The following is a 26,305-nucleotide window of genomic DNA, read 5'->3' as shown; positions in this document are numbered from 1 at the left end:
GTGGCGTGTCTTGCGGGGCCCGCCCCAGGCCGGCCGCGCGGGCGGCCTTTTGGGGCTTACGCGGTGTCTTGCGTCGTGTGATGGCGCTGCGCGCTGGTGGCGAGGTGTTCTCCTGGTGACAAGTACGGCGGGTGAGAATCGGGTCTGAACGTGGTGGGGGGGCTGCAGTAGCGGCATTGGCCAAGTACGGGTTGGTCAGTAATCGTCACTTCAACGCGGATGCCGGATGGGTGGCGCGCGTCCGGGTCTGCATGCGCAAGCGGCTGTCCATCGCGCGCCACCCATCACCGCCGACCCCCTGAAGCCTGGATGCCAGTAGCAAGCCCCTGATCGCATGCGCGCAAGCGAACACAATAGAAATTCAAGAAATCACGTATGTCATTCTTGGCCGCCTGCGCCGACGAGCGGCCTACGGCCGCACGGCGGTGACCAAAAACCCGAAAAGTATCAACAGCGAACCCAACGAAAGCCCCCCAAAGAATCCAAAGATCGTCCCCATTTATCCTCCCCCAAGTATCTAGATACTTTCCCCATTTGCACCCCGGCACCTTCAGGTATATATTTCAAGCCTAAACTATCCAGGTTTAAATATCTGCGGCCCCAGCTCCAGGAATTCAGAGCGGTAGTCGCTTACCACGGAGCGTTACGGCAATGAAAATAGTCTGCATCGGCGGCGGCCCCGCCGGCCTGTATTTCGGTCTGCTCATGAAGCTGCAGGACCCCGCCAACGAAGTCACCGTGATCGAGCGCAACCGCCCTTACGACACCTTCGGCTGGGGCGTGGTGTTTTCGGACGCGACCATGCAGAACCTGCGTGAAGCCGACCCCGTTTCCGCCCAGACCATCGGCGACGCCTTCAACCACTGGGACGACATCGACATCAACTTCAAGGGCCGCAACATCCGCAGCGGCGGCCACGGCTTCATCGGCATCGGCCGCAAGAAGCTGCTGAACATCCTGCAGGCGCGCTGCGAGGACGTGGGCGTGAAACTGGTGTTCGAGAACTTCGTGCAGGACGACCAGGCCATTGCCCGCGAATACGACGCCGACCTGGTCATCGCCTCGGACGGCATCAACAGCCAGGTCCGCACCCGCTACGCCGACACCTTCCACCCGGACATCGACCAGCGCCGCTGCCGCTTCGTGTGGCTGGGCACCAAGAAGGTGTTCGACGCCTTCACGTTTGCCTTCGTCCAGACCGAGCACGGCTGGTTCCAGGCGCACGCCTACCGCTACGAAGACGGCATGTCCACGTTCATCGTGGAGACGCCCGAGGAGACCTGGCAGGCCGCCGGCATCGAGCAGATGAGCCAGGAAGAGGGCATCGCCTACTGCGAAAAACTGTTCGCGCCCTGGCTGGACGGCAATCCGCTGATCAGCAACGCCACGCACTTGCGCGGCTCGGCCATCTGGATCCGCTTCCCGCGCGTCATCTGCAATACCTGGGTGCACTGGAACAATCTGGACACCGCCCGCGGCGAGCGCCGCGTGCCCGTGGTGCTGATGGGCGACGCCGCCCACACCGCGCACTTCTCGATCGGCTCCGGCACCAAGCTGGCCCTGGAAGACGCCATCGAGCTGGCGCGCTGCCTGAGCGGCGCCGAAGGCAGCGTGGAAGCCGGCTTGAAGCACTACGAGGAAGTGCGCAGCGTCGAAGTGTTGAAGATCCAGAACGCCGCCCGCAACTCCACCGAATGGTTCGAGAACGTCGAGCGCTACGCCGACCTGGAACCCGAACAGTTCGCTTATTCGCTCCTGACCCGTTCGCAGCGGATCTCGCATGAAAACCTGCGCTTGCGCGACCCGGCCTGGCTGGAAGGCTTCGAGCGCTGGATCGCGGAACGCGCTGGCGCCGCAGCGGAACCGGGCCAGCGGCCCGCCATTCCCATGCTGACGCCCTACCAGGCGCGCGGCGTGCGGCTGAAGAACCGCGTCATGGTGTCGCCGATGGCCATGTATTCCTGCACCGACGGCGTGCCGGGCGACTTCCACCTGGTGCACCTGGGCGCGCGCGCCATGGGCGGCGCGGGCTTGGTCATGGTCGAGATGACCTGCGTGTCGCCGGACGGCCGCATCACCCCGGGCTGCCCGGGCCTCTGGAATGACGAGCAGCGCGACGCGTTCGCCCGCATTGTCGGCTTCGTGCATGGCAACAGCGATGCGCGCATCGGCCTGCAGCTGGGCCACGCCGGCCGCAAGGGGTCTACCCAGCTGGGCTGGCAGAAGATCGACCATCCGCTGGCCGAAGGCAACTGGCCGCTCATGTCGGCCTCGGCCTTGCCGTACATCGAGGGCGTGTCGCAGACGCCGCATGCCATGACGCGCGCCGACATGGACGACGTGCGCGACAACTTCGTTGCCGCCGCCCGCCGCGCCGAACAGGCCGGTTTCGACTGGCTGGAGCTGCACTGCGCCCACGGTTACCTGCTGTCCAGCTTCATCTCGCCCCTGACCAATCAGCGCGCCGACGAATACGGCGGCAGCCTGGAGAACCGCCTGCGCTTCCCGCTGGAGGTGTTCCACGCCGTGCGCGCCGTCTGGCCCGAGAACAAGCCCATGTCGGTGCGGATTTCCGCCAGCGACTGGGTCGAAGGCGGCATCACCGCCGATGACGCGGTGGAGATCGCGCGCCACTTCAAGGCCGCCGGCGCCGACATGATCGACTGCTCGTCGGGCCAGGTCAGCAAGGAAGAAAAGCCGGTCTACGGCCGCATGTTCCAGACCCCGTTCGCCGACCGTGTGCGCAACGAGGCCGGCATCCCGACCATCGCGGTGGGCGCCATCTTCGAGGCCGACCACGCCAACGGCATCATCGCCTCGGGCCGCGCCGACCTTTGCGCGCTGGCACGTCCCCATTTGGCTGACGCCTCCTGGACGCTACGCGAAGCGGCGCGAGTGGGCTACCGTGATGTTTCGTGGCCGAGCCAGTACTTCGCCGGCAAGCGCCAACTGGAAACCAACTTCGAACGCGCCGCCGCCATGGCGCAACTGGATATCAAATGAACGCAACTTCGCTCCCGCTGGCGGGACGCCACGCCCTGGTGACGGGCGGCGCCCGCGGCATCGGGCTGGCCTGCGCCCGGGCGCTGTTGCAGCGCGGCGCCCGCGTCACGCTGCTGGGCCGCGACGGCGCGGCGCTGGACGCCGCGGCCGACAGCCTGGCCAGCCTGGGCCAGGTGCAGGCCGTCAGCGCCGACATCGCCAACGAAGCTTCAGTGCGGGCGGCCTTCGCCCAGGCCGAGGCCGAGTTCGGACCGGTGCTGGTGCTGGTGAACAACGCCGGCCAGGCCGTCAGCCAGCGCTTTGACCGCACCGACGCGGCGCTGTGGCAGTCCATGCTGGACGTCAACCTGACCGGCACCTTCCACTGCATCCAGGCGGCCTTGCCGGGCATGCTGCAGGAAAAATGGGGCCGGGTAATCAACGTGGCCAGCACGGCCGGCCTGATCGGCTACGGCTACGTCAGCGCCTATTGCGCCGCCAAGCACGGCGTGATCGGCCTGACCCGCTCGCTGGCGCTGGAAACCGCGCAGAAGGGCGTCACGGTCAACGCCGTGTGCCCCGGCTACACCGAGACCGACATCGTGCGCGGCGCGGTATCGAACATCGTCGACAAGACCGGCATGACGCCGGACGCCGCCCGCGCCAAGCTGGCCGAGCGCAATCCGCAGGGCCGCCTGGTGCAGCCCGAGGAAGTGGCCGAGACGGTCGCCTGGCTGGCGCTGCCGGCCTCGGCCTCGGTCAACGGCCAGGCCATCGCCGTAGACGGCGGCGAAGTGATGACCGGCTGAAGCCGGCGCCCCATCCACCCCAATCCACGAACGGAGACACCATGAGCACCCAGCCCGAAGAACACACCATGAAACACCACAAGCGTCCGTTTGCCGGCTATCAGGCCAAGACGTTCCTGTGGCAGGTGTCGGCCGACGGCAAGATCGGCACGGTGACGCTGAACCGCCCCGAGCGAAAGAATCCGCTGACGTTCGATTCCTACGCCGAGCTGCGCGATCTGTTCCGCGCGCTGGTGTATGCCACCGACATCAAGGTCGTGGTGGTGACGGGCGCAGGCGGCAATTTCTGCTCGGGCGGCGACGTGCACGAGATCATCGGGCCGCTGACCAAGATGAGCATGCCGGAGCTGCTGGACTTCACCCGCATGACGGGCGACCTGGTCAAGGCCATGCGCGCCTGCCCCCAACCCATCGTGGCGGCGGTCGACGGCATTTGCGCTGGCGCCGGCGCCATGGTGGCGTTGGCCTCGGACATGCGCCTGGGCACGCCCGCCGCGCGCACCGCCTTCCTGTTCACGCGAGTCGGCCTGGCCGGCGCCGACATGGGGGCCTGCACCCTGCTGCCGCGCATGATCGGCCAGGGCCGCGCTTCCGAATTGCTCTACACGGGCCGCGCCATGACGGCGGAAGAGGGCGCCAGCTGGGGCTTCTTCAACGCCCTGCATGAGCCGGGCGTGCTGGCCGACGCCGCGCAGACGCTGGCCGCGCAACTGGCCGCGGGCCCGACCTTCGCCCACGGCGTGACCAAGAAGCTGCTGCATCAGGAATGGAACATGGGCGTGGACGAAGCCATCGAGGCCGAAGCCGAGGCCCAGGCCATCTGCATGCAGACGCGCGATTTCCGCCGCGCCTACGACGCTTTCGTAGCCAAGCAAAAGCCCGTTTTCCAAGGGGATTGAGCATGCGCGACGCAAGCTGGCTGGATTGGCCGTTTTTTGACGATGCGCACCGCAAGCTGGCGCATGAGGTCGACGCCTGGTGCGAGGCGTCCCTGGGGGACGTGGATCACCATGACGCCGATGGCGCCTGCAAGAAGCTGGTGCGCGCCATGGGCGAGGCCGGCTGGCTGCGCTATGCGGTCGCGGGCGGCCCAGGCGGCGCCTGGGGCGGCGCGCTGCCGGAAGTGGATTCGCGCGCCGTCTGCATCCTGCGCGAAACCCTGGCGCGCCACGAAGGGCTGGCCGACTTCGCTTTCGCGATGCAGGGCCTGGGCAGCGGCGCCATTTCGCTGATGGGCTCGGACGAGCTGCGCCAGCGCTACCTGCCACGCGTGGCCCGCGGTGAAGCCATCGCCGCCTTTGCGCTGTCCGAACCCGACGCCGGCTCCGACGTGGCCGCGCTGGCCTGCGAGGCCAGGCTGGACGGCGACCACTACGTGCTGAATGGCGCCAAGACCTGGATCTCCAACGGCGGCATCGCGGACTTCTATTGCGTGTTCGCGCGCACCGGCGAAGCCCCTGGCGCACGCGGCATCAGCGCCTTCGTGGTGGATGCCGATACGCAGGGCTTCGAGGTCAGCGAACGCATCGAGCTGATCGCGCCGCATCCGCTGGCGACCATTACGTTCGACAACTGCCGCATTCCGGTGTCGCACCGGCTGGGCGATGCGGGCCAGGGCTTCAAGCTGGCCATGATGACGCTGGACATCTTCCGCGCCTCGGTGGCGGCGGCGGCCTTGGGCTTTGCGCGCCGCGCGCTGGACGAGGGCCTGGCGCGTTCCAAGTCGCGCCGCATGTTCGGCCAGACGCTGGCCGACCTGCAGTTGACGCAGGCCGCGCTGGGCGACATGGCGACCGCGATCGATGCGTCGGCGCTGTTGACCTACCGCGCGGCCTGGATGCGCGACGTGCTGAAGCAGCGCACCACGCGCGAAGCGGCCATGGCCAAGATGACGGCCACGGAATCGGCGCAGACCGTGATCGATCGCGCGTTGCAGATGTTCGGCGGCGCGGGCGTGGTGTCGGGGATGCCGGTGGAGAAGCTTTACAGGGAAATACGCGCGCTGCGGATTTACGAAGGCGCGACAGAAGTGCAGAAATTGATCATTGCCCGTGAACTGCTGAAGGCGTAAGGCAGCCATCGAGCTCCGTCGTCCCGGCACAGCAAAAACACCGCAATAGCAAGGGGAATTCCATGGAAGCATCCGCCCACATCGACACTTTCGCCCGGGACAATCTGCCCCCGGGCGAACAATGGCCAGAGTTTCTGCTCGACGGTCCCGACGTGGCCTATCCGAAGCGTTTCAATTGCGCGGTCGAACTGGTGGACGCCATGGTCGAGCGCGGCCACGGCGAGCGCGTCGCGCTGCGTTGGAGCCAGGACGGCAAGCAGGCCACGATGACCTACCGCGAGCTGGCCGCGCTGACCAACCGCATCGCGCGCGTGCTGGCCGAAGATATGGGGCTGGTGCCGGGCAACCGCCTGCTGCTGCGCGGGCCGAACAATCCGATGATGGCCGCGTCGTGGCTGGCTGCGATCAAGGCGGGGCTGGTGACTGTGCCGACGATGCCGCTGTTGCGCGCCAAGGAGCTCAAGCAGATCATCGACAAGGCGCAGATCCAGGCCGTGCTGTGCGATGCGCGGCTGAAGGACGAAGCTGAGTTCTGCACCCAGCCCAGCCATGAGCATCATTGCCCCGGCCTGAAGAAGGTCATGTATTTCAACGACCAGGCGCCCGACGCGCTGGATACGCTGGCCGCGGCCAAGCCGGATACCTTTGATGTTTGCGATACGGCGGCCGACGATGTCTGCCTGATCGCCTTCACCAGCGGCACTACCGGCGCGCCCAAGGGCTGCATGCACTTCCACCGCGATGTGCTGGCAATGTGCGACCTGTTCCCCAAGCATGTCATCAAGCCGGGGCCGGACGACATTTTCTGCGGCACGCCGCCGCTGGCCTTCACGTTCGGCCTGGGCGGCTTGCTGTGCTTCCCGCTGCGCGTGGGTGCGAGCACGGTGCTGGCTGAGAAGCTGTCGCCGGAAAGCCTGTTGCAGCTGATCCAGGATTTCCGCGCCACCATCGTGTTCACGGCGCCCACGTTCTATCGCCAGATGTCGGCGCTGGTGGGCAAGTTCGATCTGTCTTCGCTGAAGAAGAGCGTGTCGGCGGGCGAGGCGCTGCCGGATGCCACCCGTCAGCTATGGAAGAAGGCCAGCGGCATCGAGATGATCGACGGCATCGGCGGCACGGAAATGATCCACGTGTTCGTGTCCAGCCCGCCGGAGTCGGTCAAGGCCGGCGCCATCGGCCGGGTGGTGCCGGGCTATGTGGCGCAGATCGTCGATGACGACATGAAGCCGGTGCCCAACGGCACGGTGGGGCGGCTGGCGATCAAGGGTCCCACCGGTTGCCGCTATCTGGCGGACGAGCGCCAGCGGCGCTTCGTGCAGGACGGCTGGAACCTGCCAGGCGATACGTTTCTGCAGGACGACGACGGCTATTTCTTCTATCAGGCGCGCAATGACGACATGATCGTGTCGGCGGGCTACAACATCGCGGGTCCCGAGGTCGAGGACGCGCTGCTGCGCCACGAGGCCGTGGCGGAGTGCGGCGTGGTGGGGGCGGCGGACGACGAGCGTGGCCAAGTGGTCAAGGCGTTCGTGGTGCTCAAGCCGGGCTATGAGGCCGGCAGCGAGCTGGTCGCGGCGCTGCAGCAGTTCGTGAAGGCCAATATTGCGCCCTACAAGTATCCCCGTGCCATCGAGTTTGTCGAGGCGCTGCCGCGCACCGAAACCGGCAAGCTGCAGCGTTTCGCGCTGCGCAAGATGGCCTGAACCGGCAACAAGGAAATTCCATGGCAGCTCCTTTCATCAGCCAGGTCGAAGTCCGCTTCCGTCATTGCGATCCGGCGGGCATCGTTTTCTATCCTCGCTATTTCGAGATGATCAATGACTTTGTCGAGGAGTGGTTCGACAAGGGCATGGGGTTGCCGTTTCATGCGCTGCACGTGGAGCGGCACATCGGTACGCCGATGGCGTCGGTGCAGTGCGATTTCAGCGCGCCCAGCCGCTGGCACGAGCGTTTGCGCCAGGTGCTGGAGGTGCAACGCATTGGCGGCGCGTCGTTCAAGGCGCTGGTGCGTTTCGAGGGGCCGGATGGCCAGTTGCGCTTGTCGGCGACGCTGACGATCGTGACGGTGGATTTGCGGACGATGAAGTCCATGCCGCTGCCTGCGGATCTGCGGGAACGCATGCAGGCTTATCTGGTTCCCGCGGCGTAAGCGGCGGGGATCGTTTGCTTTCTTAAATATAGGATGACGTTATGAAAATTCTGCAACCGCCGGATTGGATGGCGCCCCGGGGCTATTCGAATGGCGTGCTCACCGAGATGCAGGTGGGCAGCAAGCTCGTGTTCGTGGGCGGGCAGGTGGGGTGGAATGGCCAGCAGCAGTTCGAAACCGACGATCTGGCCGAGCAGGTGCGCCAGACGTTGGCGAACATTGTTGCGATTCTGGCCGAAGGGGGCGCCAAGCCTGAGCATATCGTCCGGATGACGTGGTACGTGACGGACAAGGACGAGTACGTGGCGGCTTATCCGGCCATCGGCAAGCACTACCGGGAGTACATCGGCCGGCATTTTCCGGCGATGACGGCGGTGGAAGTGGCCGATCTGGTTGAGGATCGGGCCAAGGTGGAGATTGAGGTTACTGCCGTGGTGCCGGCGCAGTAATTGCCGGTTGCTCCTGGGCGCCGAGGGTTGCTTTGTTGCTGACCTTCGGTGCTTTTTTTTGTGGGCTTTGGGTTCTTGATGCGTCTGCTGCTGAGATGATCCGGCGTGCGGATTCGTACGTGACCGTTGCGCTTGGCGGTTGCTGGTTCTTGAGACGCCCGGCGCGGCGGTGGCCCGGGAGGCGCGGGGCAACGATTGCGGTCCGGAGCCTTCGCTCCGGACTTCCCCTGCCTCATCCTCGTGGCCGCCTGCGGCGGCTGCCTTCGGATTCCGTCGGGCTTATCGACGCCCCGCGCCTCCCGGGCCACCACCGCGCCGAGCTCTGTCAGTTACCGTTGGCGTCAGCTGGGGCGGGTGGTGTTCGTAGGGTTCTGTTTGGGGCCTGTGTGGCGCCGAATATCTTGCGGGGTTCGCCCCATGCCGGCCGCGCGGGCGGCCTCTTGGGGCTTGTGCGGTGTCTTGCGTCGCCAGGGGGCGCGCAGGTCGTTGTCGACTCGTTTTTATTCCATTACTCGCCGCGTTTCGCGCGGCAATTCTCCGAAGCGTTCCCGGTAGTACTCCGAGAACCTTCCCAAATGTCCAAACCCCACGCCCAGCGCCACTTCCGTGACGCTGGCGGCTGCCTGCGTCCGTAACCGGCTCCTGGCCTCGTCCAGCCGCAGCGCGCGCAGCGCGTTCATCGGCGTGGTGTTGCGGTGTTCCTGGAACAGGCGCGTCAGCGCGCTGGCGCTGGCGCCGGCGTGGCGGGCGATGTCGGCCAGGGTGAGGGGGGCGGCGAGGTGGTCGCGCATATAGGTTTCGGCGGCGCTCAGGCGGCGCGGGACGGCGGGGGCGATGCCGGCGTGCGCCTGCCAGCTGTTGGGCTGGTTGTAGAGCAGGTGCAGCACCAGCGTGTCTTCCAGGTGTTCGAGCCAGGCGGCGGGCGGGCGCGGGGCGCCGTCGTCCAGGGTGGGCAGCAGGTGGATCAGGCTTTCGACCATGCTGCGCCAGACGGCGCCGACGGGGTTGTCCAGGCGCAGGGCGGGGCTGAAGTCGAGCGGGCGGGTGGCGGCTGCGCCGAAGGCGCGCTGGCCGATGGCTTCGAGCTTGCCGCGGGGGATCTTGAGCAGCAGCTGTTCGCAGCCGGCTTCCCAGTGCAGCTTGAGCGGGCGGTTGGGGGCGATGACGGCGGCGCAGTCGGGGTCGGCGTCGACGCGGTCGTTGCCGCATTCGATACAGGCGCGGCCGCTCAGGGGGACCTGGACCAGCATGAAGTCTTGCAGGCGGTCGGGTTCGATGTGGACTTCGGCGCCGTAGCGCAAGGTACAGACCGTTAGCGAGCCGAAGCGGCCCCGGTTCAGTTCGGCATCGACGCGGCCGCCTTTCCAGGTGAGGCGGTGTTCCTTCAGGGCTTCGGAGACGAGGGTGCGCGTCTCGTCCTGCTGGGTGGAGCTGAAGACGCGCCGCTTGAACAGGGGCGCAAGCGTGAGTCGGGACCAGCCGTGCATGGATGCCTCCGGGACGGGAACGCTCCCGTGTTACTGCCGAGGGTAATTTAAACGTCAAGGACTTGGAATTAAGTGATTCCCGGATAAGGCTGACGGAATCCGGATAGAGCGGCCCCCGGGCGCGGCCTAATCTAGCCGGCAGGCCCTTCGCGTGGTGGTTGGAGGGCGCCGCCGCGGCGCGTAAGCTGGCGGCGTTGTTCGGCAGCATGCGTTTACCGACGGCAGACGGGATCTGTCAGCTTTCCGCCGGCATGGCCAGGCGGGGATAACGGGGTGGCTCATGAATCGGAATCTATGGAGCCGGCGCGCGCTGGCTGCGCTGGTGTGCATGACGGCGGCGGCGGGCGCGACGGCGGCGGACAAGGTCAAGGTCGGCTTGCTGACGACGCTGTCGGGGCCGGGCGCGGCGCTGGGCAACGAGATCCGCGACGGCTTCAATCTGGCGCTGCAACATACGGGCGGCAAGCTGGGCGGCTTGCCGGCGGAAGTGGTGGTGGCGGACGACCAGCAAAAGGCCGACACCGGCCGCCAGGCGGTGGAGCGGCTGTTGAAGCGCGACCGCGTGGACGTGATGACGGGCATCGTGTTCTCGAACGTGCTGCTGCCGGTGATGCCGGCGATCCTGCAGTCTGGAACGATCTACCTCAGCACCAATACCGGGCCGGAAAATTATGCGGGCGCGGGCTGTAATCCGAATTTCTTCGCGGTGGCGTGGCAGAACGAGGACATTCCGGCCGCGATGGGCAAGTACGCCACGGACCAGGGCTACAAGAGCGTGGCGCTGATCGCGCCGGACTATCCGGGCGGACGGGAATCGCTCAACGGCTTCAAGCGCCTGTACAAGGGCGGGCTGTCCGAAGAGATCTACACCCAGCTCGGGCAGCTGGACTACGGCGTGGAGATCACGCGGTTGCGCGCCAGCAAGCCGGATGCGGTGTTCTTCTTTTTGCCGGGCGGCATGGGCGTGAACTTCATCAAGCAGTTCAACGGCGCTGGCCTGTCCAAGGAGATCGCGCTGCTGGCGCCGGGCTTCTCGGGCGACGAGGACACCATCGCGGCGGTGGGCGCGCCCATCGAGGGCATGCGCAATACCTCGCAGTGGGCCTCGGACCTGGACAACCCGGCCAACCGCAAGTTCGTCGAGGACTTCCGGAAGACCTATAACCGCAGTCCCACGCTGTATGCCTCGCAGGGCTATGACGCGGCCATGCTGCTGGACAGCGCGGTGCGGCAGACCGGCGGCAAGCTGGAGGCGGACGCGCTGCGCCCGGCGCTGCGGCGCGCGGATTTCAAGTCGGTGCGGGGCGATTTCAAGTTCAACCGCAACCAGTATCCGGTGCAGAACTATTACCTGCGCATCGTCGAGGCCGGGGCGGGAGGCAAGCTGTCCAACAAATTGTCGGGCACCGTGCTGACCCAGTACCAGGATCCTTTCGCCGCTGCCTGCCAGATGAAATAAAGCGGATGTTTGCTTCAAGGAGATACGTATGACCCAGAACATCACGACGCGCGAAGTGACGGTCGCCTCGCATGACGGCAAGTCCTTCGGCGCCTATCTGGCCGTGCCGGCGTCCGGGCATGGCCCGGGCCTGGTGCTGTGCCAGGAGATCTTTGGCGTGAACGACTTCATGCGCCGCGCGGCGCAGCTGTTGGCCGAGGAAGGTTATGTGGTGCTGGTGCCGGACCTGTTCTGGCGCCAGCAGCCGGGCATCCAGCTGACCGATGGCCCGGCCGACATGCCGCGCGCCTTCGAGCTCTACCAGAAGTTCGACGTGGAGCTGGGGCTGCAGGACATCGCATCCACCATCGCCGCGCTGCGCGATCTGCCCGAGAGGCAGGGCGGGGTGGGCGTGCTGGGCTATTGCCTGGGCGGCAAACTGGCCTACCTGGCCGCCTGCCGCACCGACGTGGACGTGGCCATTGGCTATTACGGCGTGGGCATCGAGAACAGCCTGGAAGAAGCGTCGCAACTGCGCGGTCGCCTGGTGCTGCATATTGCCGAGCAGGACGGCTTCTGTCCGCCCGAGGCGCGCCAGCGCATCCTGGAGGCGCTGGGCAACAAGCCGGGGGTGCAGATCTATGTTTATCCGGGCATGGACCACGCGTTTGCGCGCACGGGCGGCGACCACTACGACAAGCCTTCGGCGCTGATGGCGCATCAGCGCAGCATGGCGGCCTTGCAGCGCGCCATCGGACCGGAGTTCGATTATTCGTATCTGTGGGACAAGCACTGCGAATACGAATTCGGCACGCGCGACGTGGCGGCGACGATGGCGACCATGGTGGCCGAGCCCTATGTGAATCACATCCCCACCATGACGGGTGGGGTGGGCCATAAGGAGCTGAGCCGCTTCTACCAGCACCATTTCGTCAACAGCAATCCGCCGGACACGCGCCTGGTGCCGCTGTCGCGCACGGTGGGCGCCACGCAGATCGTGGACGAACTGCTGTTCTGCTTCACGCACACCACCGAGATCGACTGGCTGCTGCCGGGCGTGAAGCCCACCGGCAAGTATGTGGAGATCCCGCTGATCGCCATCGTCAAGTTCCGCGGCGACAAGCTCTATCACGAACACATCTATTGGGACCAGGCCAGCGTGCTGGTGCAGGTGGGCCTGCTGGACCCCAAGGGCCTGCCCGTGGCGGGCCGCGAGACCGCCGCCAAGCTGCTGGACGAGACCCTGCCGTCGAACACGCTGATGGCGCGCTGGAAAGAAAGCGAGAACAAGTAGGAGCCGGACATGTCATACACCGAAGAACAATTGGCCGCGATGGTGCGCGGCGACAGCGTGCACCGCGGCGTCTATACCGACCCTGCCATCTTCGACCTGGAGATGCAGCGTATCTACGGCCGCGCCTGGATCTACGTGGGGCATGAAAGCCAGGTGCCCAAGACGGGCGACTACCACACCACGCGCCTGGGCGACCAGGACGTGCTGATGGTGCGGGCCACCGACGGCCGCGTGCACGTGCTGTACAACCGCTGCCCGCACAAGGGCGCCAAGGTGGTGGCCGACGGCGAAGGCTGTGTCGGCAAGTTTTTCCGCTGCCCCTACCATGCCTGGACCTTCAAGCTGGACGGCAGCCATCTGGGCGTGCCGTTGAAGCAGGGGCTGGAGGGTACGGCCTACGATCCCGCCGATCCGTCCTTTTCGATGCGCCGGGTGGCGCGGGTGGAAAGCTATCGCGGCTTCGTGTTCGCCAGCCAGGCCAAGGAAGGGCCGGCGCTGGAGGATTTCCTGGGCGGCGTGCGTTCGTCGATCGACAACCTCTGCGACCGTTCGCCGGTGGGCGAGGTGGAAGTTGCAGGCGGCATCTTCCGCGTCATGCAGCGCTCGAACTGGAAGGTGTTCTACGAGAACCTGCACGACACCATGCACGCCCGCGTCACGCATGAATCGTCGTATGCCGCGGCCCGCGACGAAGCCAAGGAAATGGGCGAGATGCCGCTGGAGCTGCACATCATGGACGGCAACGGCGAACCCTACGAGTTCTGGGAAAAGCTGGAGCTGCGCGCCTATGCCAACGGCCACGGCTACATGGAAGGCATCTTTAATCCGGGCGCGGCCGAGCGCGACCCGGTGTCGCGCGCGCACTTTGAAACCCTGGCCGCCGCCTATGGCGAGACCCGCGCCCGCGAGATCCTGGGCATGAACCGGCACAACACGGTCATCTACGGCAGCGGTTCGCCCCACACGGTGTTCCAGCAGTTCCGCGTGATCCGCCCGATCGCCGTGGACCGCACCATGATCGAGATCCAGACCTTCCGCTGCAAGGGCGCGCCGGACGGCGTGTTCAAGCGCGCCATGCTGTACGCCAACGTCATCAATTCGCCGTCGTCCAACGTCATGCCGGACGACATCGAACTCTACAACCGCTGCCAGGAAGGCAATGCCACGCGCGGCGGCGAATGGGTCAGCATGCACCGCTACCACGGCAGCGACCGCAGCGATAGCGAAGGCCTGGTGTCGGTCAACGGCACCAGCGAGCTGCCCATGCGCAACCAGTTCGACGCCTGGAAGACCTATATGGAAGCCGGCCCCGCCGCCACGGAAGCCGCCACCGGAGAGCGCTCATGCTGCTAGACCTTGATTTCGACGTGAGCACCGAGGGCCTGTCGCCGGCCGACGTGCCGGCCGACGCCTATCACCGCATCGCGCAGTTCCTGTACCGGGAAGCGCGCCTGCTGGACGAGCGCCGCTACGACGACTGGCAGGCGCTGTGGACGACGGACGGGATGTATTGGATGCCGCGCGTGCCGGGCCAGCAGAGTCCGTATGACCATATCTCGCTGTTCTGGGAAGACCGCATGCTGCGCGACGTGCGCATCCGCCGGCTGGAGCATCCGCGCAACTGGTCGCAGCAGCCGCCCACGCGCAGCGCGCGGCTGGTGGGCGCGGTGGAAATCGAGGGCGTGGACGCCGGCGGCAATCTGGTGGTGCATTCCACCTTCCAGATGACCGAATGGCGCAAGCGCCAGCCGCGCCAGCTGGCGGGCCGCTATACCCATAAGCTGGCCGCCGAGGGCGATAGCTGGCGTATCCGCATGAAGCGGGTGGACCTGGTGAATTGCGACGACGTGCACGACGTGTTCGAGGTGTTCGTGTGACCGCGACCGACGCCGCGGTGCTGGCGCTGCACTTCCAGAACGACGTGCTGCACCCCGAGGGCAAGATCCGCGTCGGCCTGGATGCGGACAGCGGTGCGCGCCAGCGCCTGCTGGACAACGCCGCGGCCCTGCTGGCCGGGGCGCGGGCCCATGGCCTGCCCATCGTGCACGTGCGCATCGCGTTCCGGCCGGACTACGCCGACCTGATGGCCAACTGCCCCATCTTCCGCAACGTGGCCGCCATCGGCGCGGTGCCGGAGGGGCAGTGGGGCAGCGCCTTTTACGAGGGGCTGCAGCCGCTGGCCGGCAGCGCGCGCGAGTTCGTGGTCAAGCACACCCGCATCAGCGCTTTCTACGGCACGCCGCTGGAAGAGACCCTGCGGCTCTTGGGCGCGCGCCGGCTGGTGGTGGCAGGCGTCGCCACGCATTCGGTGGTGGAGGGCACGGTGCGCCACGCGGCCGACATCGGCTTCGAGGTCATGGTGGCGCAGGACGCCTGCGCATCCGCCGACCCGGCGGTGCATAACGCGTCGCTGGCCAGCATGCGCCTGATTGCGCAAACCGGGCCGGTGGCGGAAGCTGTGCGCTGGGCCGCCGCGCCTCATTGATCAAGGATTCATCATGGACTTCACAGGCTTTCCCGGGCTGGCTGGCAAGACCGCCATCGTCACCGGCAGCACCCAGGGATTGGGCGCGGACATCGCGCGCGGCCTGGCTGCGGCGGGCGTCAACGTGGTGCTGGTCGGGCGCAATGCCGAGGCCGGCCGCGAGCTCGAAAAGGAGCTGGACGGCCGCGCGCTGTACTGCGAAACCGACATCGGGCAGGACGACCAGATCCAGCGCTGCATCGACGCCGCCGCGGCACGCTACGGCAGGCTGGACATCCTGGTCAACAACGCCTGCCAGTACGCGGACCGGGGCCTGGCATCGACGCGCGAGGAATGGCACCGCACGCTGGATACCAACCTGGTGTCGGCGGCCATCTTCACGCAACTGGCTGCGCCGCTGTTGAGGCGAGGGGGCGTGGTGGTGAACATGGGCAGCACGGGCGGCAAGTTCGGCGCGGCCGGCCGCGCGCTTTACCCGGCGTCCAAGGCGGCGCTGCTGCAGATCACCAAGAACTTCGCGGTGGAGCTGGCGCCGGCCGGCGTGCGCGTGCTGGCGGTGTCGCCCGCCTGGACCTGGTCGCCGTCGGTGGAGCAGTTGTCGGGCGGCTCGCGTCCGGCGGCGGACGCGGTGGGGGCGCATTTCCATCCGCTGGGGCGGGTCGGCTCGGGCGAGGAGATCGCCGCGGCCGTGTGCTTCGCCTGCTCCGACGCGGCGTCGTGGATGACGGGGGTGGACATTCCCGTGGACGGCGGCTTTTCCATCCTGGGTCCGGACCGCGGCATTTCGCCTCGCGCCTGGTTCAAGGAGCTGGCGCCCTGAGGGCGCCGGCGGGCGGGGTCAGCGGATGACGATCTGCCCTTCTTCGACGGCGGCCTTGCCGCCGATCTGATCTTCCAGGAATTCCTGCATCTTGTTGCCTACCTGAATCGTCACGCCGCCGCAGAATCGGCGCGCGGCCTGGATGGTGGCGCTGGCCAGGGGCTGCAGGTCCTGTATCAGCTGGGCTTCCTCCGCGTCCAGCGCCAGCATGTCCTGGCTGAGCTTGACGTGGGTGTTGCGGGCGCGGTCGGCGACGTCGCCGGGGGCGCGTTGCGGATTGGCCTTCAGGAACATCAGCAGCTGTTCCAGCTTGGATTTTTCCTCGTGCATCTTCTGGCGCTTGCGCGCCAGCGCCGTGCGCTTGATGTCGGCATGCGGATCCAGGCCGGCCTGCACCAGCGTCGGGATGCCCGAAGGCGAGCCCAAGGTGCCGGCGCGCACGGCTTGCATGGCGCGGGTCTGGCCGCCGGTGATGGCGCTTTGCTGGGTGTTGGGCGGCCCGACATTGACGCTGCCGCCGGCCGCGATGCTGCTCTGGCGGACCTCGCGCTCCACGTCCACATCCTTGCCCGCGCTGATGACGGCGTTCTCGATGAACTTAGCGCGCAGCGCGCCGCCGCAGACGACGCGGGCGGTGCGCGCGGCGGCCGCGGCGTCCTGCAGGGCTTCGGCCAGGCCGATGATGCCGCCCTTGACTGTCACGTTGCCGCCGGCCTCGACCAGCGCCGCTTCCATGGTGCCGTTGACCACCACGTCGCCGGTCACGTGGACTTCCATGGTGGCGGCGATGTCGCCGCGCACCAGCAGCGAGCCCTCGAAATGGATGTTGCCGGTGCTCAGGTTGACGGCGTCCACCTCGACCATGGGATTGACCTGCACGCCGTGGCTGACCAGGGTAGGCGTGCCGGCGATGGTGGCGCGTAGCAGCAGCGGGTCTTCGGGATCCACCGCCGCACCGGACAGGTCGCTGGCGAACGGCGTGTCGGGCAGTTCGTCGGGCAGGATGGGCTCGCCCAGCACGGTGGTGCCGTCCACGCCGGGCAGGGGTGGCGTGCGCCGCATCAGGGGCATGCCGGGCGTCACCAGCAGCAGGCTGCCCAGGTCGCGGTAGTCCACCTGGGCCAGTTCGTCGATGTCCTGGCCGCGCGGCTTGAGGCGGTCCAGCAGGCTTTCGAAGCGCGTCGGGGTGCCGCGGGTGGGCGGCGTGCCGCGGGCGATCTGTACGGTTTCGCGGCGCCCCTGCGTGACGGCGTCGGTCAGTTCCTGTTCCAGGATGCCGTGTACGATGCCGCGTTCGGCCAGCACCTGGCGCACGGCTTCCAGTGTTACAGGCTTGCCGCCCACGGGCGGCAGCAGGGTCAGGAGGGCGGACATGCGCGTGGCGTCCATCTCCAATTCGAGCGAGCCGTCGATGACCTGGCCGACCGGGGCCTGCACGGTTGCCGTGGCGTGGCGGCAGAGGTCGATGAAGCTCAGGACGGCCTGGCTGTCCAGCGCCTCGGCGCTCCAGCCCTGGGCGACGGCGGCGGCCGCCAGGGCGTCCCAGCTGGGCAAGTCAGGGTTGATCCGGGCGCGCGGTTCGGCGGTTTCTGCGGCGATGGCCACGTTAGCGTCGTGGTCGGGATCGGCCGCGCCGTCCGCCTCGGCCCCGGGGGCAGGCGAGCCGGCCTCGGCGGAGGAATCCGCCGGCTCGGGACACGCAGGCGGCGTATAGACCGCCGTCAGGACGTTGGTCGTGGCATCCAGCATCAACTGGAGCGTGTTTTCTGCGTCCATCTCAGCGTCTCCCGCCCTTGGCGCTAGCCGCCAAGTTCACTCATTTGGTAATTATAGGAAATATTAAGTCATATTCTATCCCAAGCTTCCACAACTATTGGAAAGTAGGATCGACAAATTCCGCCGCATGTCCTAGTTCCGCCCCTGTTTTTCCCTGGGATGGCGACCGACAGGCCAGGACTAGGGCGTCGGTACTAGCGACAAAACAGCGCAGTCGCCGCAGCATAGGACCTCCACCATGCGTCCTCGGACGCCGCCGGAGCGCCATTCCATGCACCGCCACCCCCGTCCCGTCCTGCCGGCCCTGCGCGCGCTCCTGGCGCGCGCCGGCGGCATGGCGGCGCTGGCGGCCATGGTGGCCGGCGTGCTGATGCTGGCGCCCGCCAGCCCCGCGCAGGCCGCTGACATCTACCGCTACAAGGATCCTTACGGCGTGTGGCGGTCCATGAAGGTGCCCACGGGCTACGCCAAGTACTACAAGCGGGCGCAGGCCAGGACCGCCTGGCGTGGTAGCGGCATGAAGGTCTGTCTGGAATGCGAGCCCAAGTCTGGCGACGGCGCCCGCCTGGTGACCCTGGCCTCCGCTTCGCGCGCGCAGCGCTGGGGCGAGCTCAAGGTGCCTGCCGCCCACGACGGGCTGATTGCGCGGGCGGCGCGGGAGTCGGGCGTGGACCAGGCCTTGCTGACGGCGGTGATCGCGATCGAATCGGGCTTTCGCAGCGACGCGCGTTCGCCCAAGGGGGCGCTGGGCCTGATGCAGCTGATGCCGGCCACGGCCGCGCCGCTGCTGTCGGTGGCGGACGTGGAGACGGCGCTGGTGGATCCGGCGACCAATGTGAACGCGGGGTCGCGCCATCTGCGCCGGCTGATCGACCAGTACCCGGGCCGGCTGGATCTGGCGCTGGCGGCGTATAACGCCGGGGAAGGGGCGGTGCGCAAGTACGACGCCGTGCCGCCCTATGCGGAAACCCAGGCCTACGTCCGCGATGTGACCGCCTTGTACGAGCACTACAAGGCGCCCTGAGGGGAGCGGCCGCGGGCCGGCTCCCCGGCGTCGTTACAGCGACGCGAAGACTTTTTCGGCGATGTCCAGGGTGGACTTGATCACCGCGTCGTCGTGCGTGGCAGAAACAAAGCCGGCTTCGAAGGCGGACGGCGCGAAGTGCACGCCATGGTCCAGCATGGCATGGAAGAAGCGATTGAACGCCGCCGTGTCGCAGGCCGAGACCTCGGCAAACGAGGTCGGCACCTTGTCGCTGAAGTAGATGCCGAACATGCCGCCCACCGAATCGGCCGAGAAGGCCAGGCCGGCGGCGCGGGCGCGTTCCTGCAGGCCCTGGGCCAGCTTGGCGGTCTGGGCCGCCAGCGTGTCGTAGAAGCCGGGAGCGGCGATCAGGCGCATCGTGGCCAGGCCCGCGGCCACGGCCACGGGGTTGCCCGACAGCGTGCCGGCCTGGTAGACGCCGCCCAGCGGGGCGATGTTCTTCATGATTTCGGCGCTGCCGCCGAAGGCGCCCACCGGCATGCCGCCGCCGATCACCTTGGCCAGCGTGGTGATGTCGGGCTGGACGCCGGTCAGGCCCTGCACACCTTGCGGGCCAACGCGGAAACCGGTCATCACTTCGTCGAAGATCAGCAGCGCGCCGTGCTGCGTGCAGACCTCGCGCAGGCCTTCCAGGAAGCCCGGGGCCGGCTTGATCAGGTTCATGTTGCCGGCGACCGGCTCGACGATGATGCAGGCGATGTCGGCGCCATGCTGGGCAAAGGCCTCGCGCACGGCATCCAGGTTGTTGTATTCCAGGGTCAGCGTGTGCGACACGAATTCCGGCGGCACGCCGGCCGAGCTGGGGTTGCCGAAGGTCAGCAGGCCCGAGCCGGCCTTGACCAGCAGGCTGTCCGAATGGCCGTGGTAGCAGCCTTCGAACTTCACGATCTTGGCGCGGCCGGTGGCGCCGCGGGCCAGGCGGATGGCCGTCATGGTCGCTTCCGTGCCCGAGCTGACCAGGCGCACCTGCTCCAGCGAGGGCAGGCGCGAGATCAGCACTTCGGCCAGCTCGATTTCTGCTTCAGTGGGCGCGCCGAAGGACAGGCCGTTGACGGCGGCTTCCTGCACCGCGCGCACCACTTCGGGATGCGAGTGGCCGAGGATGGCGGGGCCCCAGGAGCCCACGTAATCGATGTACTGCTTGTCTTCCGCGTCCCACACGTACGGACCTTGCGCGCGCTTGATGAAGCGCGGCGTGCCGCCCACGGAGCGGAAGGCGCGCACGGGCGAATTGACGCCGCCGGGGATGCTGCGGCAGGCGCGTTCGAAAAGCTGAGCGTTACTGGACATGGCGTTCAAGGCTTGCGGTTGGGGTTGGCGGAGTAGGGCGCGGAGCATGCGGCCGCGGCGGCGCGGATGCTGGGCGCCTCGAAAAGCGCGGTGATGACGGCGATGGCGTCGGCGCCGGCCTGCGCCACCAGCGGCGCGTTGTCCGGCGTGATGCCGCCGATGGCGACCACCGCGGGCCGCGGGCCGTCGTAGTTGTCAGTCAGGCGGCGGGCTTCGGTCAGGACCGACAGCGGCGCGCGCACGGTGTCGGGCTTGACGGTGGAGGCGTACATGGCGCCAAAGGCGATGTAGTCGGCGCCAGCGGCCAGCAATTCCCGGGCGCGGCCCAGGTCGTCGTAGCTGGAGCCGCCCAGGATCAGGTCGGGGCCGGCCTCGGCGCGGATGCGCGCCAGGCTTTCGTCCTCGCGGCCGACGTGCGCGCCGTCGGCGCCCACGTCCAGCGCCAGGCGCCAGTCGTCATTGATCAGGAAGACCACGCCCAGCTCGCGGCACAGCGGCGCCAGCGCGCGGGCCTGGGCGGCGCGCACGGCGTCGGGCACGTTCTTGCGGCGCAGTTGCAGCGAGCGCATGCCGCCCTCGGCGGCCTGGCGCACCGCCAGCAGCAGGCGATCGGTGTCGTCCCATTCGGGGGTGACGCCATACAGGCCGGTGGGGAAACGCAGCGCTGTCATTGGGGAGGCATCCGGTTGGGAATGCGCCGGCCCATGCCCGGCAGGAAGCTGGCGGCCACCGCCGCGTCGGCGTGCGCCAGGCCCTGGCGCACGGCTTCGGGCATTTCCAGGCCGCGGGCCAGCATGGCGGCGATGGCGCTGGCGGCCACGCCGCCGGCGTCGCCGTTGCGGTCCGGGGGCGCCTGCCAGGGCAGGGTGGCGGTCTGGCCGTTGGGGCCCAGCAGCATGTTGGCATAGTGGCCGGGGCGCTGCGGGCTGCCCAGGACCAGGACCCACTCGGCTCCCGCCGCCAGCAGGGCGTGCATGGGCGTTGGTGCGTCCCCGATATCGATGTCGCCGTCAGCGTGCCACTGCGCCAGGCGCAGGTGCTCGATGACCAGCAGGTCCGTCTGCGGCAGCACCAGCTCCAGGGTGGCGGCCAGCAGGTCGTCGGCGTCGTCCTCGTCGGCGGCGTCGGCCGGCGGCTGGGCGCGTTGGCCCAGATGCAGCACCAGCGGCACCTGGCTGTAGTCGGCGGCGACCTGGGCCGCCACGCTGGCGGTTTCCGCGGTGTATAGTCCGCCCACCTTGATGGCCTGCACCGGCATGTCTTCGAGCAGGCAGCGCGCCTGGTCGTCCAGCAGGTCGGGCGTGACGGGATGGATTTCTTCAATGCCGGCGGTGTCGCGCACGGTCAGCGCGGTCACGGCCGCGAGGCCGTGGCAGCCCAGGCTGGCGCAGGTGACGGCGTCTGCCGGCAGGCCGTCGGAGCCCGAGGGATCGAGCGGGCCGAAGACCAAAACGAGAGGGGGAGTAACGGGGGCCACTTGGACAGCGTTAGAGTGGAGGGGCGCCCGGACTCATTTGCGGTGAATCAGGGGAACCCCTATTGGGTTTCGGTAAGATTGTCCCCATTCTAATGGAAGCCCCTTACCTTTGCCCTGACGCCGGGCAAGGGCCTGGAATTGATGTAAGAGAGAACTATGCGTACTTGGATGTGTTTGATTTGCGGCTGGGTCTACGACGAAGAGGCCGGCCTGCCCGACGAAGGCATTGCTCCCGGCACCCGCTGGGAAGACGTGCCGCCGAACTGGGTCTGTCCTGAATGCGGCGCCCGCAAAGAGGACTTCGAACTGATGGAAATCTGAGGCCGCAGCGCCGACATATTCCGCCAAGGCTCGTAAGATGGGACTACGCCCCATCCTTCGCAACCGTGGGACGGACCGCCGCCAGGCATGATGCTTGCTGGGCACGCGCAGCCTCCCCACGGTTCTTTCAGATTACCCATGTAGGGGTTGCCATGACGGAAAAACACCACGAAGACGCCGCGACGCAGGCAGCCAACTTCGCCAACCAATTCCTCATCGCCATGCCGGGCATGGTGGAAGGCAGCCTGGCGGGCTCGGTCATCTACGTTTGCGAGCACACCGAACGCGGCGCGCTGGGCCTGGTCATCAACCGGCCCACCGACCTGACGCTGGGCACCCTGTTCGAGCGCATCGACCTGACGCTCGAGATCGGTCCCGTGAAGGACACCCTGGTCTTCTTTGGCGGTCCGGTGCAGACCGACCGCGGTTTCGTGCTGCACGCGCCGGCCGGCGACTATAGCTCCAGCATCAAGCTGGGCGACATGGCGCTGACCACCTCGCGCGACGTGCTGCAGGCCGTGGCCGACGGCAAGGGGCCGGCCCGCATGCTGGTCACGCTGGGCTACGCCGGCTGGGGCGCGGGCCAGCTTGAAAGCGAGATGGCCCAGAATGCCTGGCTCAGCGTGGGCGCGGACGACAGCATCATTTTCGACGTGCCCCCCGAGGAACGCTATCCGGCCGCATTGAAGCTGCTGGGCATCGACCCGGTGATGCTGGCGGGCGATGCCGGCCATGCCTGAAGAGACCCTGCTTGCCTTCGATTTCGGCGAGAAGAAAATCGGCATCGCCATCGGCAATACGCTGACGCGCCAGGCGCGTCCGCTGGAAATCATCTTCAGCGAAGTCCGCGAGGCGCGCTTCGGCCGCATCGCGGCGCTCTTGCAGGAGTGGCAGCCCCATCGCGTCGTGGTGGGGCTGGCGCTGGACGCCGAGGGCGGCGAACAGCCGGCCACCGCGCGCTGCCGCCGCTTCGCCAATCAATTGCACGGCCGCTTCGGCCTGGCGGTCGAGCTGGTCGATGAACGCGGCTCCAGCATGGAGGCGCAGCGCCTGCTGGGCACCCATGCCGCCGACGACGCGATGGCCGCGGCCGTCATCCTGCAACGATATCTGGACACCCTGCCTGCGGCCTGAGGCGCGCGGTCCGGCCTGCCTATGCTCAATCCGCAACTCGATCGCCGCGGCGAACTGATACACCTGCTGACCACCGAAGGGCTGCCCCGCCGGCATGTCGAACGGCTGTTGGACATGGCGCGCGGCCACGCCGCAGGCGAGACGCCCGCCCGTCGCTCGTCCGCGCTGCCGGTGTTCCTGTGCTTGCCCGACGAGGCCGCGCAGGAGCGCGACGCCTTTACCGCCGCCGCGCAGCATCTGTCGCTGTCGGCGGTGGCGCTGGAGCCGCAAGCCGGCCAGGCGCTGGCCGCAACCGTCGCGCGGCTGGCGCCGGGCGTGCTGGTGCTGCGCCATGGCGCCAGCGGCGCGGCCCATTGCGCGGCCGCGCACGCGGCGCCGGGCCTGCGCATCCTGAACGCGGGCGACGGCTGCCACGCCGACCCCCTGCCGGCCCTGGCGCTGGTGCAAGCCATGCTCGAGGCGCGGCAGGACCTGACCAACCTGGCCGTCACGCTGGTGGGCGACATCCGCCACTCGCGCGTGGCGCGCTCCGTCATCCATGCCATGACTACGCTGGGCGTGCCCGAAGTCCGCGCCGCCGCGCCGCGCACCCTGTTGCCTGACGGCTTGCCGCAGTTAGGCGTGCGCGCCTGCGCCTCGCTGCGGGAAGGGCTGCAGGACGCCGACGTGGTCATCGTGCTGCCCTTGCAGGTGGAAGGCATCAGCGGCGCGCAGCTGCCTTCCGCCCGCGAATACGCGCAGGCCTATGGCCTGACGCCGCATGCCATGGCCGCGTGCCGCCCCGATGCCTTGCTGCTGCCGGCAGGCGCGCTGACTCCCGGCGTCGAGGTCGACGGCGACGTGTCCGCGAGCCTTGCGCCCTTCGAGGCGCGGCTGGCGGATATCGAACGGCATTTGCGCCTCGCCGCCCTGGACCTGCTGACCGGAGACGCGCCATGAGGCTGCACATCGCCAATGGCCGGCTGATTGACCCCGCCAATGCGCTGGACGGGCGGCACGACCTCTACATTGCCGGCGGCCATGTCGTCGCCGTGGGCAGCGAACCCGACGGCTTTCACGCGGACCGTCGCCTGGACGCAAGCGGGCTGGCAGTTTTGCCGGGTCTGATCGATCTGTCGGCGCGGGTATCGCAGCCCGGCGCGGCGGCGTTTGCGCCCTCCGAGCTGCGCGCGGCCCTGGCCGGCGGCGTCACCCGGCTGGTGCTGCCGCCGGACCCCGGCGCGCCCCTGGACGAGCCCGGCAAGGCCGAGGCGCTGATGCGCCACGCCGAGCCCGGCCAATGCCGGATCCATCCGCTGGGCGCGATGACCGTGGGGCTGGCCGGCGCAACGCTGGCCGAGATGGGCCTGCTGGCGCAGGCGGGCTGCCTGGCCTATGCGCAAGGCGAGCAAGGCATCATCGACACGCGCGTGCTCTGGGGCGCGATGCGCTACGCCAGCGGCATGGGCCTGGCGCTGTGGCTGCGCCCGCAAGACCCGTGGCTTGCGCGCAGCGCGGTCGCGGCTAGCGGCGCCTACGCCGAACGCCTGGGCCTCGAAGGGCTGCCGCCGCAGGCGGAAACCGTGGCGCTGCACACCATTTTCGAACTGCAGCGCGCCACCGGCGCGCGCGTGCACCTGACGCGGCTGTCCACGGCCGGCGGACTGGAGCTGCTGCGCGCAGCCCGGCGCGAGGGCCTGCCGGTCACCGCCGACGTGTCCGCCCACAACCTGCACCTGACCGACGTGGACATCGGTTTCTTCAACACCGACTTCCGCCTGAACCCGCCGCTGCGCGGCCAGCGCGACCGCGACGCGATCCAGGCGGCGCTGGCCGACGGCACGGTCGATGCGCTGTGCTCCGACCACACCCCCGTCGACGACGCCGCCAAAGCCGTGCCATTTCCCATGGCCGAGCCCGGCGCCACCGGGTTGGAGCTGCTGCTGTCCCTGGCCCTGAAGTGGGCGCGCGACCACCGGCGCCCCTTGGCCGAAGCGCTGGCGCGAGTCACTTGCGGTCCCGCCGCGGTGCTGGACAAGATAGCGCCGCAGCTCGCATCGGCCGGCCATCTGGGCGTGGGAGCGCCAGCAGACCTGTGCCTGGCCGACCTGGACGCCGAATGGCTGGTGCGGCCTGGCGCCCTGCAAAGCCGCAGCGGCCACACCCCGTTCGCGGGTATGATGCTGCCCGGCCGTGTACGCGCCACCGTGGTCGGTGGCAGCCTGGCCTGGGAGACTCCGGTTTGAAGCTGCTGCGCTTTGTCCTTAGGCTGTTCCTCGTGGTGCCCTGGATTCTCTTCGGCCTCTTGTGCGTGGGCCTGGTGTACCCCTTGATCGGCCACAAATCGCGCGCCTGGCTGAACCGCCGCTGGTCGCGCTGCCTGATGGCCTTCTGTGGCCTGCGGGTCGTCCTCAAGGGCGAGCCGCGCCTGACCGGTCCGGTGCTGCTGGTGGCCAACCACGTGTCCTGGATCGACATCTTCGTGCTGAATTCGGCGCGCGCCACGTCCTTCGTCGCCAAGAGCGAGATCCGCAGCTGGCCGATCATCGGCTGGCTGGTGGCCGGCGCCGGCACGCTCTTCATCGAACGCGGCCAGCGCCACGCGGTGCACGCCATGGGTGAATCCATGCAGGCCCGCTTCAAGCAGGGCGATGCGGTGGGGTTGTTCCCCGAAGGCACGACGACCGAGGGTTTCGAGTTGCTGCCTTTCCACGCCAGCCTGTTCGAACCGGCGCGTTCCGCTGCCATTGAGATCCAGCCCGTGGCCTTGCGCTTCCTGCAACATGGCAAGCGCAGCGGCTATGCGGCGTTCGTGGGGGAGGAGTCCCTGGTGGCGAATCTCTGGCGGGTGCTGGGAGTGACGGGGTTGGCCGTTGAAGTGGTGTTTTTGCCGCCGTTGGCGGCGCGGCATCCGGATGGGAGCCTGCCTACGCGGCTGGAGTTGTCTCATCAGGCGCGGGATGCCATCTTGAGCGTTCTCTAGCTATGACTGTGCTCATGGTTGTCGTTGTTTCTGTGGCTGCTGCCATTACGTTTATTTGGTAGGTCGTCCGTCGTCGCGGGCGGCGTGGCGGCGAGCGCCCACGATTGCGGTCCGGAGCGTTCGCTCCGGACTTCCCCTTCCTCATCCTCGTCCTCGCCTTCGGCGACTCCTTCGGATTCCGTCGGGCGCATCGAGGTTGCTCGCCGCCACGCCGCCCGCGCCGACGGACTACGGGCGTCTTGGCTTGTTGCGCCGCTAGAGCGGTGGTTGGTGGCGTGTCTTGCGGGGCCCGCCCCAGGCCGGCCGCGCGGGCGGC

Annotated in this window: 25 protein-coding genes; 20 read left to right on the top strand and 5 right to left on the bottom strand. The window is 67.9% G+C overall.

From position 1 onward, the window contains the following. Positions 1-651: 651 nt before the first annotated feature. The 7 genes from BRO63_RS01565 (at position 652) to BRO63_RS01535 (ending at position 8,460) form a co-directional block, all read left to right on the top strand. Entirely contained in the window at positions 652-3,003 is a 2,352-nt protein-coding gene (locus BRO63_RS01565) for a bifunctional salicylyl-CoA 5-hydroxylase/oxidoreductase (RefSeq protein ID WP_088138232.1), read from the top strand. Continuing rightward, the gene (locus BRO63_RS01560; protein ID WP_088138231.1) at positions 3,000-3,791 is read left to right on the top strand and encodes an SDR family NAD(P)-dependent oxidoreductase; all 792 of its coding nucleotides are present in this window, start codon (positions 3,000-3,002) and stop codon (positions 3,789-3,791) included. The genes BRO63_RS01565 and BRO63_RS01560 overlap by 4 nt, the downstream gene beginning before the upstream one ends. Before the next feature lie 41 nt (positions 3,792-3,832). Further along, entirely contained in the window at positions 3,833-4,690 is an 858-nt protein-coding gene (locus BRO63_RS01555; RefSeq protein ID WP_088138230.1) for an enoyl-CoA hydratase family protein, read from the top strand. Positions 4,691-4,692: 2 nt separating this feature from the next. After that, on the top strand, positions 4,693-5,862 hold the full coding sequence (locus tag BRO63_RS01550; RefSeq protein WP_088138229.1) for an acyl-CoA dehydrogenase family protein: 1,170 nt from the start codon (positions 4,693-4,695) through the stop codon (positions 5,860-5,862). Positions 5,863-5,924: 62 nt separating this feature from the next. Beyond that, positions 5,925-7,565: an AMP-binding protein gene (locus tag BRO63_RS01545; protein ID WP_088138228.1), complete on the top strand. Its 1,641-nt coding sequence runs from the start codon at positions 5,925-5,927 to the stop codon at positions 7,563-7,565. A gap of 20 nt (positions 7,566-7,585) precedes the next feature. Continuing rightward, positions 7,586-8,011, top strand: coding sequence for an acyl-CoA thioesterase (locus BRO63_RS01540; RefSeq protein WP_013391343.1), 426 nt, complete (start codon positions 7,586-7,588; stop codon positions 8,009-8,011). 41 nt (positions 8,012-8,052) lie between these two features. Next, complete coding sequence (locus BRO63_RS01535) at positions 8,053-8,460, top strand: RidA family protein (protein ID WP_088138227.1); 408 nt, start codon at positions 8,053-8,055, stop codon at positions 8,458-8,460. A gap of 500 nt (positions 8,461-8,960) precedes the next feature. On the opposite strand, the gene BRO63_RS01530 is transcribed toward BRO63_RS01535, so the two are convergent. Then, positions 8,961-9,947: an AraC family transcriptional regulator gene (locus BRO63_RS01530; protein ID WP_088138226.1), complete on the bottom strand. Its 987-nt coding sequence runs from the start codon at positions 9,945-9,947 to the stop codon at positions 8,961-8,963. 280 nt (positions 9,948-10,227) lie between these two features. On the opposite strand from BRO63_RS01530, the gene BRO63_RS01525 reads away from it, so the two are divergent. Genes BRO63_RS01525 through BRO63_RS01500 form a run of 6 tightly spaced genes read left to right on the top strand, consistent with a single transcriptional unit; the run spans position 10,228 to position 15,984 of the window. Next, complete coding sequence (locus tag BRO63_RS01525; protein WP_088138225.1) at positions 10,228-11,406, top strand: ABC transporter substrate-binding protein; 1,179 nt, start codon at positions 10,228-10,230, stop codon at positions 11,404-11,406. A gap of 28 nt (positions 11,407-11,434) precedes the next feature. Beyond that, complete coding sequence (locus BRO63_RS01520; RefSeq protein WP_088138224.1) at positions 11,435-12,679, top strand: dienelactone hydrolase family protein; 1,245 nt, start codon at positions 11,435-11,437, stop codon at positions 12,677-12,679. Positions 12,680-12,688: 9 nt separating this feature from the next. Then, positions 12,689-14,032, top strand: a complete 1,344-nt coding sequence (locus tag BRO63_RS01515; RefSeq protein WP_088138223.1) for an aromatic ring-hydroxylating dioxygenase subunit alpha — start codon at positions 12,689-12,691, stop codon at positions 14,030-14,032. Continuing rightward, entirely contained in the window at positions 14,023-14,556 is a 534-nt protein-coding gene (locus BRO63_RS01510; RefSeq protein WP_088138222.1) for an aromatic-ring-hydroxylating dioxygenase subunit beta, read from the top strand. The genes BRO63_RS01515 and BRO63_RS01510 overlap by 10 nt, the downstream gene beginning before the upstream one ends. After that, positions 14,553-15,164 (top strand): cysteine hydrolase family protein, encoded by a 612-nt coding sequence (locus BRO63_RS01505; protein ID WP_088138221.1) that lies wholly within the window; start codon positions 14,553-14,555, stop codon positions 15,162-15,164. The genes BRO63_RS01510 and BRO63_RS01505 overlap by 4 nt, the downstream gene beginning before the upstream one ends. Before the next feature lie 13 nt (positions 15,165-15,177). Further along, positions 15,178-15,984, top strand: coding sequence for an SDR family oxidoreductase (locus BRO63_RS01500; protein ID WP_088138220.1), 807 nt, complete (start codon positions 15,178-15,180; stop codon positions 15,982-15,984). 18 nt (positions 15,985-16,002) lie between these two features. On the opposite strand, the gene BRO63_RS01495 is transcribed toward BRO63_RS01500, so the two are convergent. Then, positions 16,003-17,760, bottom strand: coding sequence for a DUF342 domain-containing protein (locus tag BRO63_RS01495; RefSeq protein WP_088138219.1), 1,758 nt, complete (start codon positions 17,758-17,760; stop codon positions 16,003-16,005). 271 nt (positions 17,761-18,031) lie between these two features. Between BRO63_RS01495 and BRO63_RS01490 the strand changes: the two genes are divergently transcribed. Beyond that, on the top strand, positions 18,032-18,784 hold the full coding sequence (locus BRO63_RS01490) for a lytic transglycosylase domain-containing protein (RefSeq protein ID WP_088138218.1): 753 nt from the start codon (positions 18,032-18,034) through the stop codon (positions 18,782-18,784). A 33-nt stretch (positions 18,785-18,817) separates the two neighbouring features. Here BRO63_RS01490 and hemL read toward each other — a convergent pair whose 3' ends face one another. Genes hemL through BRO63_RS01475 form a run of 3 tightly spaced genes read right to left on the bottom strand, consistent with a single transcriptional unit; the run spans position 18,818 to position 21,572 of the window. Beyond that, positions 18,818-20,095, bottom strand: a complete 1,278-nt coding sequence (gene hemL / locus BRO63_RS01485; RefSeq protein ID WP_088138217.1) for a glutamate-1-semialdehyde 2,1-aminomutase — start codon at positions 20,093-20,095, stop codon at positions 18,818-18,820. Between the two features lie 5 nt (positions 20,096-20,100). Continuing rightward, positions 20,101-20,766 carry a thiamine phosphate synthase gene (gene thiE, locus BRO63_RS01480; RefSeq protein WP_088138216.1) on the bottom strand — a complete coding sequence of 222 codons (666 nt, stop codon included), beginning with the start codon at positions 20,764-20,766 and terminating at the stop codon, positions 20,101-20,103. Then, positions 20,763-21,572, bottom strand: coding sequence for a bifunctional hydroxymethylpyrimidine kinase/phosphomethylpyrimidine kinase (locus tag BRO63_RS01475; RefSeq protein ID WP_088138215.1), 810 nt, complete (start codon positions 21,570-21,572; stop codon positions 20,763-20,765). The genes thiE and BRO63_RS01475 overlap by 4 nt, the downstream gene beginning before the upstream one ends. A gap of 156 nt (positions 21,573-21,728) precedes the next feature. On the opposite strand from BRO63_RS01475, the gene BRO63_RS01470 reads away from it, so the two are divergent. From BRO63_RS01470 to BRO63_RS01445, 6 genes are all read left to right on the top strand, one after another. Further along, complete coding sequence (locus tag BRO63_RS01470) at positions 21,729-21,893, top strand: rubredoxin (RefSeq protein WP_003814980.1); 165 nt, start codon at positions 21,729-21,731, stop codon at positions 21,891-21,893. Positions 21,894-22,045: 152 nt separating this feature from the next. Further along, a complete protein-coding gene (locus BRO63_RS01465; protein ID WP_088138214.1) occupies positions 22,046-22,633 on the top strand; it encodes a YqgE/AlgH family protein in 588 nt (195 codons plus the stop codon). Beyond that, positions 22,626-23,027 (top strand): Holliday junction resolvase RuvX, encoded by a 402-nt coding sequence (gene ruvX, locus BRO63_RS01460; protein ID WP_088138233.1) that lies wholly within the window; start codon positions 22,626-22,628, stop codon positions 23,025-23,027. Before BRO63_RS01465 ends, ruvX begins: the two co-directional genes overlap by 8 nt. A 21-nt stretch (positions 23,028-23,048) precedes the next feature. Next, positions 23,049-23,966: an aspartate carbamoyltransferase gene (locus BRO63_RS01455; RefSeq protein ID WP_088138213.1), complete on the top strand. Its 918-nt coding sequence runs from the start codon at positions 23,049-23,051 to the stop codon at positions 23,964-23,966. After that, on the top strand, positions 23,963-25,252 hold the full coding sequence (locus tag BRO63_RS01450) for a dihydroorotase (RefSeq protein WP_088138212.1): 1,290 nt from the start codon (positions 23,963-23,965) through the stop codon (positions 25,250-25,252). The genes BRO63_RS01455 and BRO63_RS01450 overlap by 4 nt, the downstream gene beginning before the upstream one ends. Beyond that, positions 25,249-25,989: a lysophospholipid acyltransferase family protein gene (locus BRO63_RS01445; RefSeq protein ID WP_088138211.1), complete on the top strand. Its 741-nt coding sequence runs from the start codon at positions 25,249-25,251 to the stop codon at positions 25,987-25,989. The genes BRO63_RS01450 and BRO63_RS01445 overlap by 4 nt, the downstream gene beginning before the upstream one ends. Positions 25,990-26,305 lie beyond the last annotated feature (316 nt).

The organism is Achromobacter xylosoxidans (assembly GCF_002192695.1).
Taxonomy (GTDB): Bacteria; Pseudomonadota; Gammaproteobacteria; order Burkholderiales; family Burkholderiaceae_B; genus Achromobacter; species Achromobacter xylosoxidans_C.
Note: the sequence above shows the minus strand (reverse complement) of the source record. Positions and strands in the feature narration are given on the sequence as shown.